A 15,366-nucleotide genomic window follows, 5' to 3' on the forward strand; every position below is an offset into this window, starting at 1 on the left:
ATGAAACTGATGTGTTAAGGTGTGAACTTATATCCGACCCCCCAGATGGTTTGAATATATTGGGGGTTTTTCGGGTTTTCTTCAATTTTTTTACGAAGCTTGGTAATGTGCACATCGATGGTGCGATCATTAATATAAGCATCAATACCACGAATGGCTTCAATCAAGGCATAACGACTGTAGACCTTGCCGGGATTGAGGACAAATAGCTTCATGATCTCAAATTCGGAGAATGTCATCTCCACTCGCTGGTTATTCAACAGGATGGATCTCCGAGCCAAATCGAGAGAAATTCCGGAATCCTGTACAGTGACAATGGAGCTGTTCAATATGGAGTAACGACGTAATACAGCCTCAATACGTGCTTTCACTTCCTGCATGCTGAAAGGCTTGCATACATAATCATCAGCTCCATCTATTAATGATCGAATTCGCTCCGAGACTTCGGTTAACGAAGAGATGACGATGATGGGGATTGCCGTATGCTGACGCATGAGAGAACAGGGATTCTTGCCTTCCGAATCAGGGAGCAACAGGTCAAGAAGCAGGATATCAGGCCGCGCTTGAAGTTGTAGAAGACCATCTCTTGCGTTAGCGACACGGATAACATCATACCCCTCACCTTGCAAATACAGGGATAATGTATCTCCTAACATGTTATCGTCTTCAATGATAAGCACTTTGGTCATGATATTCCTTTCTGAATCCACTTCGTGTAGAAGGTCTAGGATCCATGGGTTAGCTTAATATACTTGATCATGTATACCCTGATATTTAAAATATGCAACATAAGGATGTCAGGATTCTAACATGATTGGGCAAGACCTGAGAGATTCTGAGTCAATGCTTGCCAAGAGGTGAATCTGCTTCACGCTCGATCAGGCGCATCAGTTTACGCTCGGTAGCGGTCTCTGGTGCCGGCGTGTAGACACTGCAACGCAGATCGGAGCTGCCTTGAACCTGCAACGAAGTCAGATCAAACAACATTTTGCCTGCTTTGGAATGTCTGAATTCGATTAAGACATCCGGAGCACTGCTGACACTGCTTTGTTTCCAAAGGGTATGGAAATCGGGATGTTTGTTCATCATGTCATCCAGAAATAAATTATACCATTCATCATCGACATACTGACCATAATAGGCACGGAAAATCGCCAGAAATCCGCTAACAAAATCCTCCCAGTTCACCGCGAGCCTGCGAAATTCTTTTCGATCAAATAATAGACTGATCATATTCCGCTGTTCGGGGGGAATCTGTTCAAAATCCATAAAAACATGTCGGGCTGCGTCATTCCAGCCAACGATGTAACAACGTCGATCCGAAATCACTGTAGGGCAATATTGAAGTTCCTGCAAAATTTTCTGCAAGGAAGGGTGAAGTTGAACAGGTTCTTCTTCTGGCGTAGGCAGCTCCGAATGATGCTCCATGGCGAGCGAAAACAGATATTTTCGTTCATCCGCAGTAAGCCTTAGTGCTGAAGCAATGTTATCCAATACGGAATGGGATACCTGAATATCCCGACCTTGCTCAAGCCAGGTATACCATGTTGTGCTCACCCCTGCCAATTGGGAGACCTCTTCTCTCCTCAGACCAGGCGTTCTGCGCCGACTTCCTGTGGGTAAACCGACCGATTCCGGAGAAATTTTGGAACGCTGTGTTTTCAGAAAAGTGGACAGGGCTTGTAACCTGACATCGTAGTTCAATCCATCACCTTCGATCCTCGTTATCATGGTAGTCATTATACTATTATAATTGACAACTTGTAATAGGATATTCGAAAGTGCACTATTAGTAGCAGAGCGTAAGCGTAAGGTAGACAACAGCACTGAAGGAGGATGGAATGGACATGGAACGAGTCGTGATTACAGGAATGGGAGTTATCTCTCCTTTGGGAAATGATGTAGATACATTCTGGAACGGATTGATTGAGGGCAGATCAGGGATATCACCTATAGAACATTTTGATACAGCTTCGTACAAAACCAGAATTGCTGGCGTGGTCCGTGATTTTGATGGTGAAGAGCGTTTTGGACGCAAGGAAGCAAGGCGCATGGATCGATTCGTTCAATTTGCTGTTGCTGCTGCGGATCAAGCTGTATCACAATCGGGTCTTGTGATGGATGAACTGGACCGTGAACGGGTAGGTGTATATATTGGTTCAGGCATAGGCGGCATCCAGACATTGATGGAACAAGGCAAGGTCCTGTCCGATCGGGGACCTGCGCGAGTCAGCCCAACACTGGTACCCATGATGATATCCAATATGGCGGCGGCTATGGTCAGTATGAGGTTTGGTTGCTGGGGACCGACATTGTCGCCCGTAACGGCTTGTTCCATTGGCAATACAGCCATAGGAGAGGCATTCCGGTTAATTCGTCATGGCGGAGCCGATGTTATTATTGCTGGGGGAACAGAAGCTGCTGTAACAGAGGTGTCACTGGCAAGCTTCGGTAATGCGACAGCGTTGTCTACACGAAATGAAGCGTTCCAAGCAGCAAGTCGTCCATTTGATGCGGGGAGAGATGGTTTTGTCATGGCGGAGGGCGCTGGAATTCTAGTCGTTGAGTCACTATCTCATGCACTGGCAAGAGGGGCGAATATTCTTGCTGAAGTGATTGGATATGGTGCCAGTTCAGATGCGTATCATATGGTAGCCACCCATCCGGAAGGCCGGGGTGCATATCTGGCGATGAAGGCATCACTGAGAGAGGCTCAGATTGGACCTGAAGACATTGATGTGATTAATGCTCATGCCACCAGCACAGAGGCGGGTGACCTGTCCGAGACGAGAGCGATCAAACAACTTTTCGGGACAGCTGCCTATGACATACCGGTTACGGCGAATAAATCCATGACGGGACATATGCTTGGTGCAGCAGGAGGTGCGGAAGCCATCTCGCTTATTCAAACCCTGCGGCATGGTATCATTCCTCCAACTATCAATCAAGAGCAGAGGGACCCCGAATGTGATCTGGATTACGTACCTAACGAGGCAAGAAATGCAGAGCTGCGGATTGGGATGTCTAATTCCTTTGGATTCGGGGGCCATAATGCCGTTATTGTTCTTCAAAAGTATTCATCTTAAGCAGAAAGACCGCCGTAACCAAAGGAACAGCGCTGCCTGATGGGGCAACGCTGTTCCTTTGGTTACTTATGGATCACCGTAAACACTGTACCTTGGTTAACAGCTGAGTTGTTGTAAGCCTTATGAAGAGAGGGACGTCGATTCCGCCATGCCTTTGTTGCCTCGACTCAACCAGCTCACACGCCAGCGGGATTGCATGAAGAGAACAAGGATTAGGGAAGCTGCTGCAATCAGGCTAAGAATAACAAAGCCTGGTGTATAGGATTGATAGCTGCTATACAGTTGACCGAGAATCAGCGGCAGTGCATACCCGCCCAATCCGCCAGCGGCACCTACAATGCCTGTCATCAGACCGATCTCGTTGCCAAAGCGTTGGGGAACGAGTTGGAACACGGAACCATTTCCAGCTCCCAGACACATCATGCCGAGGAACAACATGATGACTACAACAGGCAGCGGTGGCATGAAGGATACACCGATTAGCATGATACAGGCTCCTGTGTAAAGAAAAGTCAGCATACGTGTTCCGCCAATTTTGTCCGCTAGATAACCCCCGACAGGCCGGAAGAAACTGCCTGCGATCACACAAAACGTGGTAATGTCAGCGGCACGAACAGGAGAGAGCCCGTACTGGGTATTGAAGAAGATGGTGAGATAGTTACATAATCCAACGAAGCCGCCAAAGGTTACACAATAGAAGGCACAGAATACCCAGGCATCTTTTTGTTTAAGCAGACTTCCGTATTGGGACAATTTCTTGGGTTCAGGCCGGTTAGGGCTATTCTTGGCAAAGATAGAAAAGAGAATAAATACGAGAGCGATCGGTATAATAGCAAGTCCGAACACGACTTCCCAACTGCCAAAATGCGTAGCCAAGCGATTGGCAAACAACGTCGCGAGTACAGTTCCACTGTTACCCGCCCCGGCAATACCCATGGCCAGACCCTGATGCTCCTTGCCATACCATTGACCCGCCAGAGGTAGCGCAGCGGCAAAGGAGGCACCTGCAACACCAAGCAAGAGTGCTACCACGTATAGTTGGCTTAAGGAGTCAACCCATAACCAGCCGAGTAATAAAGGAACCAGCGTGACGAGCATCCCGATCTGTGCGGTCAGTTTCGGACCAATATAATCAGACATGAAGCCAAGCACAAGCCGCAGGATGGAGCCACCAAGGATAGGCAACGCCACCAGATTGGCCTTTTCCAGCGGAGTCATCGGATAGTCCAATGCAATGACAACTGCGAGTGGACCAAGCATCCCCCATATCATAAAACTGATGTCAAAATACATAAACGCCCCGAAGAGGGTGGGCTTATGCCCGCTTTTCCAAAAACTTTTGCTCTCCATCATCCATCATCGCTCCTCATCCAATTGAGATCTTCGTGATTTGTCTATGTGCGTGTTGAGGCAGAAAAAGGCCGCAATTCGTCCAGATATGAACGATTTGCGGCCCCGTTGCCGACAGGCGGTACACGTCATTGTGTTCCCGCATCTGAGTTGATCACAGCACTGTGATTTTGATTCAAATTATAATCAAGAGAAAATAGGGATGTCAACAAAAATTACACGGAATTTTAAATAATTCATTTTTAAAGCGTGGTTCGGGTTTTTCGTGTTAATTATGTTGACATACGATTGAGATTCCCTTAATCTGAATCTAATATGAATCCACACAATGGCGTGTGGATTCCGGAGGCAACGGTGCCCTTTTCCGAATCATGGAGAAGGGATTTTTCTGTTTATTTTCAGGAGTGAGAGAGATAGGGGGCAGCCCATGAGCAGAAGCAAACTGGTGATTATCGGGAATGGCATGGCTGGAGTGAAGTGTGTCGAAGAGATTATCGCACTGGAGCCTGATACGTATGAGATTGTAATTTACGGTAATGAACCCCGTCCCAACTACAATCGGATCATGCTATCCAAAGTATTGCAGGGTGAGCATTCGTTACAGGATATCATTATCAATGATTGGACCTGGTATGCCGAGCATCAAATACGGCTATGTACAGGTGAGACGGTGCACCGCATTGATACCCGTGGAAAATATATAGAGACGGAATCCGGAATAAAAGAAGCCTATGATGTCCTGATTCTGGCGACAGGGTCTTCACCGTTTATCCCACCGATTCCGGGAATTGATAAAGAGCGGGTCATGTCCTTCCGAACGATTGATGATTGTTCGCGCATGTCTGATTATTCCAAAGCATATCGCAAGGCCGCCGTTATTGGTGGTGGATTGCTTGGACTGGAGGCTGCGCGTGGGTTGCTGCATCTGGGCATGGAAGCTGTGGTGGTCCATAACGCCCCTTACATTATGAATCGGCAGTTGGATCAGAAGGCTGCCGCGATGCTTCAACAGGAACTCGAAGGGCAGGGCATGTCCTTTCTTTTGGCCAAAAATACGCAGAAAATTACCGGGCGATCACAGGCCCAAGGGCTGCTATTCACAGATGGTTCCAAGCTTGAAGCTCAGGTTGTCATTGTCGCTGTTGGGATTCGGCCGAATGTGGACCTGGCCAGACGAAGCGGAATCGCTACGAATCGGGCAATCCTGGTGGATGATTATATGCGCACTAGTGTACCGGATATCTACGCTGTTGGAGAATGTGCTGAACATCGGGGAATCAGTTATGGTCTGGTGGCCCCCTTATACGAACAGGGGAAGGTGCTCGCACGTACGCTTTGTGGAAAGGAAACGACTGAATACAAGGGTTCAATTCCTTACTCACAACTGAAGGTATCAGGAGTTGATGTTTTCTCGGCGGGTGAAATTAGCGGAGAAGGCATGCAGACTGCAATTCAACATCTGGATGGCATTCGGGGCACATACAAAAAAGTACTGATGCAGGCTGGCAAAGTACGCGGCGCCATTTTATTTGGAGATACAGCTGAAGGAACGGCATTGCTTGGACTGGTGCAACGGGGTGCTGATGTAGCGGAATTAGCTCCGCGTGAAGGGGCCCCGGACCCGGCTGAAGTGGCTGCGGCGGCATTACCCGCTCAGGAGACCGTATGTGCCTGCAACAATGTGACCAAGGCTGCCATTATGAAGGCTATTCAGGAACAGGATCTTGAGACTACAGATCAGGTGAAGGAACAGACGAAGGCTACTGGTTCATGCGGTGGCTGTCGCCCGATGGTGGCTGCTCTGTTGAAACATACGCATAACCTGAAAAAAAGCGGCGGTGGCGCAGTGGCTACACCGGATAAACCTGCTTCATTGCCGGTCTGCAGTTGTACGGAGCTTGGGCATGCAGAGCTAAAGGAAATGCTGGATGACATCGTTGTTATGATAGGGCTACCAGACATATCTTTGATCTTGGAGAAGCTGGGTTGGGGTTCGGAGCTTGGCTGCGTGGTATGTCGTCCTGTGATCCACTATTACTTACAGGTATCCAATCGATCGATTAATGACATCGAGATCATGAATAAGGAATATCGGATAATTGAAAGGAATGGAAATCAGGCTGAACTTTCAAGGGATGATGAGATCGAAGCTCACTCAGAGGTTCAGGTGCGCTGGGATGATCATATCCCCTTGTCATTCTATGCAAGGGATGCAGGGAGCTTGGCTGCACAACTTCGTATGCGTTGGGTCGGTGCAGCGATGCCGTCATCCGTGAATATAGGCATCGCACCAGGACCGGGATCCTTGGTGAGCGCACTGGTGCAGGATATCGGCTTGCTGGCTTCACCAGCTGGGTGGGAGATCTATGCAGGCGGTCATGCAGAGCATCCGGTCAAGGAAGGTGGCTTGCTCGGAGTAGCTGAAACGGAGTGGCAAGCGGCTATGCTTGCAACAGCCTGCCTTCAGTGGTATCGCCAAACGGCTTGGTATGATGAGCCGTTATGGGCATGGACGGAGCGATTGGGATTCATGTCGATTCGGGAAACGCTGCTGGATGATCAGTTGCAGAAGGAACTTGCAGCTACACTTCAAGCTGATATATAGATGAAAGGCGGGGATGGAAGATGGGATTATCCGTAAGTTCAGAACCAACAGCCTCCAAGCTCTATGTAAAGGAGACCCAGTGTCCGTATTGCAGTGTGCAATGCAAGATGACTGTTGAAGAACTGGCTGCACCTGTTGCAGGGCAGCGTCGTGGTGAGTATACGGTTCAGGGTGTTCCGAATGAAGCCTCTCAGGGCAGGCTGTGTGTCAAGGGGATGAATGCTCATCAGCATGCACTCAGTGGTCAACGATTAATGCATCCGCTGATTCGTCGCGATGGCGAGCTTGAACCCTGTTCCTGGGAAGAGGCCATCCAGACCATCGCAGAGCGGTTTCAGGACCTGAAAGACTCTTATGGAGCAGATACGGTCGGGGTGTACGGAGGCGGATCGTTGACAAATGAGACGGCCTACCTGCTGGGCAAGTTCACGAGGGTTGCGTTGGGGACGAAATATATCGACTATAATGGACGGTTCTGCATGTCCGCTGCGGCTTCTGCCGGAAGTAAAGTATTTGGAATGGACCGCGGATTGACGTTCCGACTGTCTGATATTCCCAAGGCAGGCTGCATTGTACTCGCAGGTACTAATATTGCAGAATGCCAACCTACCCTTCTGCCGTACTTTAATCAGGCGAAGGAGAACGGAGCCTTCATTATTGTTATTGATCCACGCAAGACGGCAACCGCAGCTATTGCGGACCTTCACTTGCAGGTGAAGCCCGGCATGGATGCTCTGCTGGCGGATACCATGTTGAGAGTGATTATGGATGCCGGATTGGTGGACCCTCATTTTATAGGCGAACGAACGCACGGTTACGAGCAATTGATACAAGGGTTGGCTGATCTGCAACTCGAACTGGCGGCACAAGCGTGCGGGGTTGATCTGGCGCTGATTCGTCAGGCAGCGATGGCCTATGGTGAGGCAGAGACAGGCATGATCATGACAGCACGTGGTGTGGAGCAGCAGACGGATGGGCATATGGCTGTGAGGCACTTTCTGAACCTGGTACTGGCAACCGGCAAAATAGGCAGAGAAGGCTGCGGATATGGCGCCATCACAGGTCAGGGGAACGGGCAAGGCGGACGGGAGCATGGGCAGAAGGCGGATCAGCTGCCAGGCTATCGATCCATTGAAAATGAAACCGATCGTGCCTATGTGGCATCCGTCTGGGGTGTGGACCCTGAAAGTCTGCCAGGCAAAGGGGTGTCGGCCTACGAGATGATGGAGAAGGTCCATGATCAGGAGATTCGGGCGTTACTCGTAATGGGCTCCAACCCGGTTGTATCCAATCCCAATGTGCGTTTGGTGGAAGAAGGTCTGCGCAAGCTGGACTTTCTGATCGTGGCAGATATGTTTCTGTCGGAGACAGCGCGCATGGCTGATCTGGTTCTGCCGGTTACATCTTATATGGAGAATGAAGGTACACTAACCAATCTGGAGGGGCGTGTTCTACTCCGTGAACAGGGGCGACCTGCGCCAGGCGAAACGCTCGATGATTGGGATATATTATGCCGAATTGCTGCAAAAGTGGGCAAAGCCGCTTACTTTCAATATGACACTGCTGAGGATATCTTTAATGAGCTTCGTGTAGCGAGTCGTGGCGGAGTGGCAGATTACTATGGCATTACCTATGAGCGTTTGCGTAACGAGAAAGGTGTATACTGGCCGTGTTCTGCCCCGGAGGAGCAGGGAGAAGGACTGCTGTTTAGTGAACGATTCGCCCACCCGGACGGCAGAGCGGCATTCACATTTGAATCCAGCCCGGGATGGGATGGTGTATCTCCGGAATTCCCCTTGATTCTGACCAATGGCCGAGTGCTTCCCCATTATCTTACTGGGGTGCAGACACATCGTAGCCCGGCACTCGCAGCCCGTGAATTGGAGAACTTCGTTGAGCTTCATCCGGCTACCGCTGCCCGTCATCGCATTCACGATGGGGAGTGGGTAGAGATTCAATCGGTGTACGGAAGCTTCACGGTTCGTTCGCGAATCAAGGATTCCATACGGGAGGATACCTTGTTCGTGCCGATGCATTGGGGCGGCGTTCAGAATGTGAATCGGGCAACCCGACCGGAACTGGACCCGTTCTGCCGGATGCCTGGGTTCAAGACAGCGGCCGTAACCATTCGACCGTTGCGTCTGGCGAGATGATTCATAAAATTACAGGTTACCGGCGCCCTAAACTGTTCTAATATTAGCTTAGCGGCTGCGCAGTCCATATTTATATGAGACTGTGCAGCTTTTTTTGCGTATATGTACGCAAGTAGTCCATAGTTCCGTGGCTCCACGTAAACATGAGCATTGGCTCATGAATATGGATTGAATTTTAGTTATGATGTTCGTTAGGGGTACATATGTACGTATTTTCTGTTTTATTTTGAGACATACCGTCATTTAGAGTTTAGGTTATTCCGCATCGTGGTATAGATATCGGGGCTTATGGAAGCTTCTTCAAATAGGGCAAGACAGAGGGGGCAAGACAATGAACGTATGGATAACAGTAAAAAGTCTGGGTAAGCGCAAGCCGGTACTTGCCAAACAAGCTGCCGAACTTCCGGAAACAACTCATACGCTAAGGCAGCTCATAGAGAATATGGTGGCTCTGCAAGTGAAAGCTTTTCAGGACAAGAAGCAACAAGCAGAATGGCTTGCCTACTTGATGTCGGATGAGATTGAGGCACAGGGAGCGGCAGGGAAAGTGGGATTTGGTACAGTTTACAACGAGGGCGTTCCTGATCTGGTGGTTGCGATGGAGACAGCGATAACTGCCTATGAGGATGGATTGTACAAAGTGTTTCTCAACGATGAAGAATTGCAGAAGCTGGACGAGTCACTTGTTGTAAAAGATGGCGATAACGTGGTATTTATCCGTTTTACAATGCTTGCCGGACGTCTGTGGTAGAGAGCGATCAAGGAGGAGAACAGGATGAATAAGGAAGAGCAAGTACAGGTGTATATGGATGGATTGCAGGAAAGAGCCAAGTCGTTAACAGGGGTACAGCTTGAGTTGGCAGGTTATGTTGCAGAGATCGCCGGGTCTACGTATTTGCGTGGAGACGAGAAGATGTTTTTGAATACAGAAGGGTTGCTTGGAAGGCTGGCCGCGGAAACGCAAGAACCATTATTCCAGCCACTATTGGATGTACTCCAACATCTGGCGAGCGAGTCATTGGTTGAACGATTCCGTTATATCGCAGAGCGTGCAACTCGTTTTCCATACAGTAACAACTATGAACGCAGACCCTTTCGCACATCCGATCCCGAACAGCATGTTGCACAGGTCATCCGCAAACTGATGGGATTGTTCCGAATGGAGATGCAGAATTTCTCCCTGAGTGAATATGTATCACTTCGTGAGTACAAGCTGGATTATCTGCATGAGATCCGTTCGGTACTGCCGGATTGCATTGCATATGAACTGGACCGTCCGGGCGGGGATATGAAGCAGGCACTGCACGATATTATCTATGGTGACAATCAGACTGCATTGTTAACTCATGAAATGATCAAAGGTATATTTATGAGTGATCAGGCAGAGGCATATCAGATGGTAGGTGAGCTGCTCGTTGCAGCAAGGTTGCAGGAAGGGCTGCGCCAAAGCATTGTGGAGCGGATGGATGAAGGAACACTGGAAGCCTATATTTACATATTAAAAATTATCATCGACAACAACCTGATTCGTTTCAGTTCAGTGGTAAGAGCGCTCGCCGTATGGACGGGGATCGGTATAGAAGCAGCCAACCAGCGTGTTGCCGCGCAGCTGATAGAACAGGCCTATGAGGCGCTTGAGCAACCAGAAGTACGCGAGGCCTGGCAGCAGGAAGCGAATGCCAACAAGCTCTTTATCAGTCTGTGGGCGACAGCGGTCATTGAAGAGAATGAATTGAAGAGCAAGATAATCGAGATTATGGATCAAGGTCAATTATATCAGAAGATTGTTGCTCAATACGTACTGGCTAACAGCCAGAACAGAGAGCTTCGATTGGATATTGCACGTTGTTATCTGGAAGCGCAGGATACCGAGTTGATGCACTGGATTGTGACCAATTATGATGCCATGTATATGTACAACTGGAGTTTCGAGAATGGAGAAAATCAGCGTAGCGTCTACGTGCGGTCATTGCCTGCTCTTGAAGATAAGGCCTTGCGGCGTCAGGACTTTGATCGGTTCAAACAGATGCTGGCTGCCATTCCAAAAGGCGGGTCAGGCGGGCCATCGGGTGTACTTGAGTATGTTCACTACCGGATTGATACGGATGATGTAGTCAAGAAAATGTTATATCTGACCGCCTATGATATGGACCCGGAATGGATCGGCGAAGTCATTGCAATCAAGGACCGATTAAGCCCGGAACTGCGCGGAGAACTGCTGTCCCAGTTTGTTCAGCACCCTGAGAATGAAGTGCAAAGACAGTTTGTGTTTGAGAGTTTGTCTGATAAAAGCATCAGTAATCGGGAGAGTGCACTCGCCAAGGCGAAGCTACTCACGTTGACGGTTGAAGAGATGAAACAGATGGAGGCGTTGATGAAACTCAAGACGGGCTCACTTCGTCAGAAGGTCATCCATGTATTATTACTGCAACCCGTGGACCAATTGACAGTCTCACTGAAGCGACTTTTGCAGGCCAAGAGTGAACTGCAGCGTCTGGGCGCGCTCGAATTGCTGACCGAGATTGCGGCAGATCCAGAACGGATAGATCAGCAGGAGGCATTGCAGCCATTGGCGCAACTGATTGAGACACCCACTGCGAAGGAACAGAAACTGTTGGATAAGCTGACAGATCAGGGGAATCGTTACACAGTCTCTAACGGATTTGGTTTATTCGATCCGAAGCGACGTGAGCCATTGCTGGATGAGAAGCGTGACCTCAAAGGCCATACTCCGAAGGATATCTTTACGCTCTCCCTGGATAAGACCAAACCATTCCTGGAGGGACTCAGTGAATTAGTGCATGAACACAGAGATTATGAGTATGAAGTGGAGTACTACGCTGGCTACAAAGACACGTTGCTAGTTGGAGCGTATCTACGTTCAAGGGTTCCGTATGCAGAGCGGAGTGAAATGAAGCAGTTGGAACAGTTCCCGCTACATGATGTATGGGAGAACTATATTCAACAGGGCGGTTTGAGCAGTGTGGAGTTAATGCAGTTGTATATGGGTATACAGCTCCGGGTATTCAATGGTAAATTGAGCGATCATTACAGTTATTTCCGTGAACAGTACGACTATGAAGAACTGCAAAAGATTCCGTTACTGGAAGGCTGGCGCAAGTCATTTGCCGAACAGACCTATCCTCTGGATGATATCGAAAAGCTGCAGCAGTTGCTGGATTCTTTACCGTATAAGGATCAGGTAGTGGCGCTGGTATCGGCAGCATTCCTGGATAGTGATCCAATGGACACGTTTGAGATAGCTGAGAGAACCTGGGCTTCTATCATCGCGAGTATGCCTGCTGATCAACTCGAGAAGGAGTCAGGCATGCTTCATATTCTGACTGGACCTTGGAATTATGTGGTTCGGGGCAAAATCCATGACGATAACAGCTTCAAACGGTTCTTCCAGACGGCTTGCCAGTTCACCAGTCTTGTAGAGAGTAGTCAGCCGCTGTCTTTACTGTCAATTGAAGATTTTTTGCGTGCGTACCAGTTGAACATGATTGATGAACAGGAGATATATCGCCAGCTGCTGGTCGGGGCGAATCGTCTGTTGTTTATTAGAGACATAACATCCACTCGTACAGAAGGGATCGCAAGTGATCCGAAGCTGATTCACTTACGAGATACAGTCGTTAACCGGATTCTGGAGATCGAGCTTACTCGGGGTGAACTATCCACAGAAGTAAGTACACTTGCCATGAAACTGAATCGAATTGAAGGCATGGAACACTGGGTACATCTGGTCTCTGCGATGGATCAGGATACATTTGTCCGTGGATATATCTATAGCTATGGAGACAATACAACACGTAAAGAGACGTTCAGCTATCTGATTCAGAATTGTCATCCACGGGATGGAGAGGACGAGAAGCGGCTTGGGGAGTTGCTCCAGAAGTATCCGGTGAATGAGAAAAAATTGCTGGAAGCAGCCATGTACGCACCACAGTGGATGGAGATTGTTGCGAAGCATCTGGGATGGGAAGGTCTACGCAGTGCAGCCTGGTACTTCCATGCTCATATCAACGAACGCTTCACTGCGGAGAAAGAAACCATCGTGGCCCACTATTCTCCAATCTCGCCACAGGATTTCAATGAAGGTGCGTTTGATATCGCTTGGTTTGAAGAAGCCTATGCTGCTGTCGGGGAGGAACGGTTCAATCTGTTATATGATTGCGCCAAGTACATTTCCGGGGGAGCTAATCACCGCAGATCCCAATTGTTTGCAGATGCTGCACTTGGCAAGCTTCGTCTGGACGACATGCGAGAGTCCGTGTCAGATAAGCGAAACAAGGATCATTTATTAACCTATAGCCTGATTCCATTCGCAGTGAATCGGGAACAGGATCTGCGTGAGAGATACGATTTCATTCAGAAGTTCCTGATGCAGAGCAAGCAATTCGGTGCTCAACGCCGCGCCAGTGAAGGGGTGGCATCCCAGAATGCACTGGGCAACCTTGCCCGTAATGCAGGCTATGCCGATGTTACGCGGCTGATGTGGGACATGGAAGCTCGCAAGTTGGATGAGATGAAATCCTTCTTTGAACCTCATGCATTGGATGCTGACACAACAGCACAATTGGTCCTCGATGAGGAAGGCCAGCCGGATCTTGTTATTATCAGTAAAGGGAAGACACTCAAGTCTGTACCTGCCCGGTTCAAAAAAGATGGATATATCGCTGAACTGAAAGAGCTCAAGTCGGATCTGGTGGATCAGTATCGACGGGCAAGGCAGGAGCTGGAACGTTCGATGACTGCTGGAACATCCTTTACACGTGAGGAAATTGCCAGTCTGATGCAAAATCCGGTTATACATCCACTGGTAAGAACGCTTGTATTCCAGTCAGGTGACAAGACGGGACGATTCGATGTATCATCCAATGGTTTGGTTGCACCAGGACCGGAGGGTACGGTCCATGCACTAGCGGAACAGGATCAACTGTTGATTGCTCATCCACTTCATCTGTATCAGAGCGGAAGCTGGAGTGAATTCCAACGGGATCTGTTCACCCGTCAGGAGCGTCAGCCGTTCAAGCAGGTATTCCGTGAGCTATATCTTCCTAATGAGGACGAATTGGCTAATGGCACGGTGTCCCGCCGCTATGCCGGTTATCAGATTCAACCGAAAAAAGCAGTGGCTCTGCTTAAAGGACGCCAATGGACGGTCAGTTATGAAGAAGGTCTACAGAAGGTTAGCTACGAGCACAATCTGATCGCGAATCTCTATGCCATGGCGGATTGGTTCTCACCGGCAGATACCGAGGTACCAACGCTAGAAACGGTACAGTTCTACGATCGTAAGAGCTACAAACCGGTAGAGCTGCAAGAAGTGCCGCTGACGTTCTTCTCGGAAGTCATGCGTGATATCGATCTGGTGGTCAGCATTGCACATGTGGGTGGCGTAGATCCGGAAGCCAGCCTGACAACAATCGAGATGCGTCACGTTATTGTGACCGAGTCGTTGCGTCTGCTGAAGATCGACAATGTACGTCTGGACGGGAATTACGCACGGATTGATGGTGAATTGGGTGAGTATGCTGTTCATCTGGGTAGTGGCAATGTGCTCAAACAAGCCACAGGTGCACTTCATATCATACCGGTACACAGTCAGCATCGGGGTCGAATCTTCCTGCCATTCCTCGATGAAGATCCGAGAACGGCTGAGATTCTGTCCAAGGTGATGTTGCTCGCCGAAGATAAGAAGATTAAGGACCCGCAGATTCTGGCACAGATACAGAACTAGAAGTGAATCGCCCCTCTTGGGGCGGTTTTTTATTTGTTACTCTGATTTTCAATGTAACTCGGAATCTCAATATAATGAGTGTAGAACAAGAATCAGGGGTGAAAAGTGAATAATATGGAGAAATCCAAACATAAAGGCAACGGAGGAACCTGTTAAAAGGGACTTCAGTTGCTTTTATATTTTTGGATATTTCAATGGGCCGGATTGGTTCCGGTTTCAAATAGTCTTAGGACCCAAAGCATCTTAAGATATTCCTTAATCTGATAATTAATTGCATTAACTGGTTGATCGGGAGTGGGTCGAACTGACTGTTTTTAAAAGTAAATAATTTGTTCTCAAGTAGTTACGGAAATGTAAATAATTCGTTTTCTTGTTCTGTTATCTGAATCCGACGAGACGTGATTCCAAAGAACTAGGCTCGTTCCA

The 15,366-nt window shown here is 48.7% G+C and carries 8 protein-coding genes; 5 read left to right on the top strand and 3 right to left on the bottom strand.

Translation table 11 applies throughout. From position 1 onward, the window contains the following. Positions 1-14: 14 nt before the first annotated feature. Together WFI24_RS03500 and WFI24_RS03505 are read right to left on the bottom strand one after the other, a co-directional pair. The gene (locus WFI24_RS03500; protein ID WP_336758822.1) at positions 15-689 is read right to left on the bottom strand and encodes a response regulator transcription factor; all 675 of its coding nucleotides are present in this window, start codon (positions 687-689) and stop codon (positions 15-17) included. 151 nt (positions 690-840) lie between these two features. Continuing rightward, on the bottom strand, positions 841-1,704 hold the full coding sequence (locus tag WFI24_RS03505; RefSeq protein WP_336758824.1) for a helix-turn-helix transcriptional regulator: 864 nt from the start codon (positions 1,702-1,704) through the stop codon (positions 841-843). A 143-nt stretch (positions 1,705-1,847) separates the two neighbouring features. Between WFI24_RS03505 and fabF the strand changes: the two genes are divergently transcribed. Then, a complete protein-coding gene (fabF, locus tag WFI24_RS03510) occupies positions 1,848-3,086 on the top strand; it encodes a beta-ketoacyl-ACP synthase II (RefSeq protein ID WP_336759621.1) in 1,239 nt (412 codons plus the stop codon). Positions 3,087-3,206: 120 nt separating this feature from the next. Here fabF and WFI24_RS03515 read toward each other — a convergent pair whose 3' ends face one another. Next, positions 3,207-4,436 (bottom strand): nitrate/nitrite transporter, encoded by a 1,230-nt coding sequence (locus tag WFI24_RS03515; protein WP_145321515.1) that lies wholly within the window; start codon positions 4,434-4,436, stop codon positions 3,207-3,209. A gap of 427 nt (positions 4,437-4,863) precedes the next feature. Here WFI24_RS03515 and nirB point away from each other — a divergent pair, with 427 nt between their 5' ends. From nirB to WFI24_RS03535, 4 genes are all read left to right on the top strand, one after another. Then, entirely contained in the window at positions 4,864-7,041 is a 2,178-nt protein-coding gene (nirB, locus tag WFI24_RS03520) for a nitrite reductase large subunit NirB (protein ID WP_336758825.1), read from the top strand. A 20-nt stretch (positions 7,042-7,061) separates the two neighbouring features. Beyond that, a complete protein-coding gene (gene nasC, locus WFI24_RS03525) occupies positions 7,062-9,194 on the top strand; it encodes an assimilatory nitrate reductase catalytic subunit NasC (protein WP_336758826.1) in 2,133 nt (710 codons plus the stop codon). Between the two features lie 331 nt (positions 9,195-9,525). Then, positions 9,526-9,945, top strand: a complete 420-nt coding sequence (locus WFI24_RS03530; RefSeq protein WP_336758827.1) for a hypothetical protein — start codon at positions 9,526-9,528, stop codon at positions 9,943-9,945. 24 nt (positions 9,946-9,969) lie between these two features. After that, a complete protein-coding gene (locus WFI24_RS03535; protein ID WP_336758828.1) occupies positions 9,970-14,940 on the top strand; it encodes a DUF4132 domain-containing protein in 4,971 nt (1,656 codons plus the stop codon). The last annotated feature ends 426 nt before the right edge of the window (positions 14,941-15,366 follow it).

Source organism: Paenibacillus sp. USHLN196 (assembly GCF_037144955.1).
Taxonomy (GTDB): Bacteria; Bacillota; Bacilli; order Paenibacillales; family Paenibacillaceae; genus Paenibacillus; species Paenibacillus xylanexedens_C.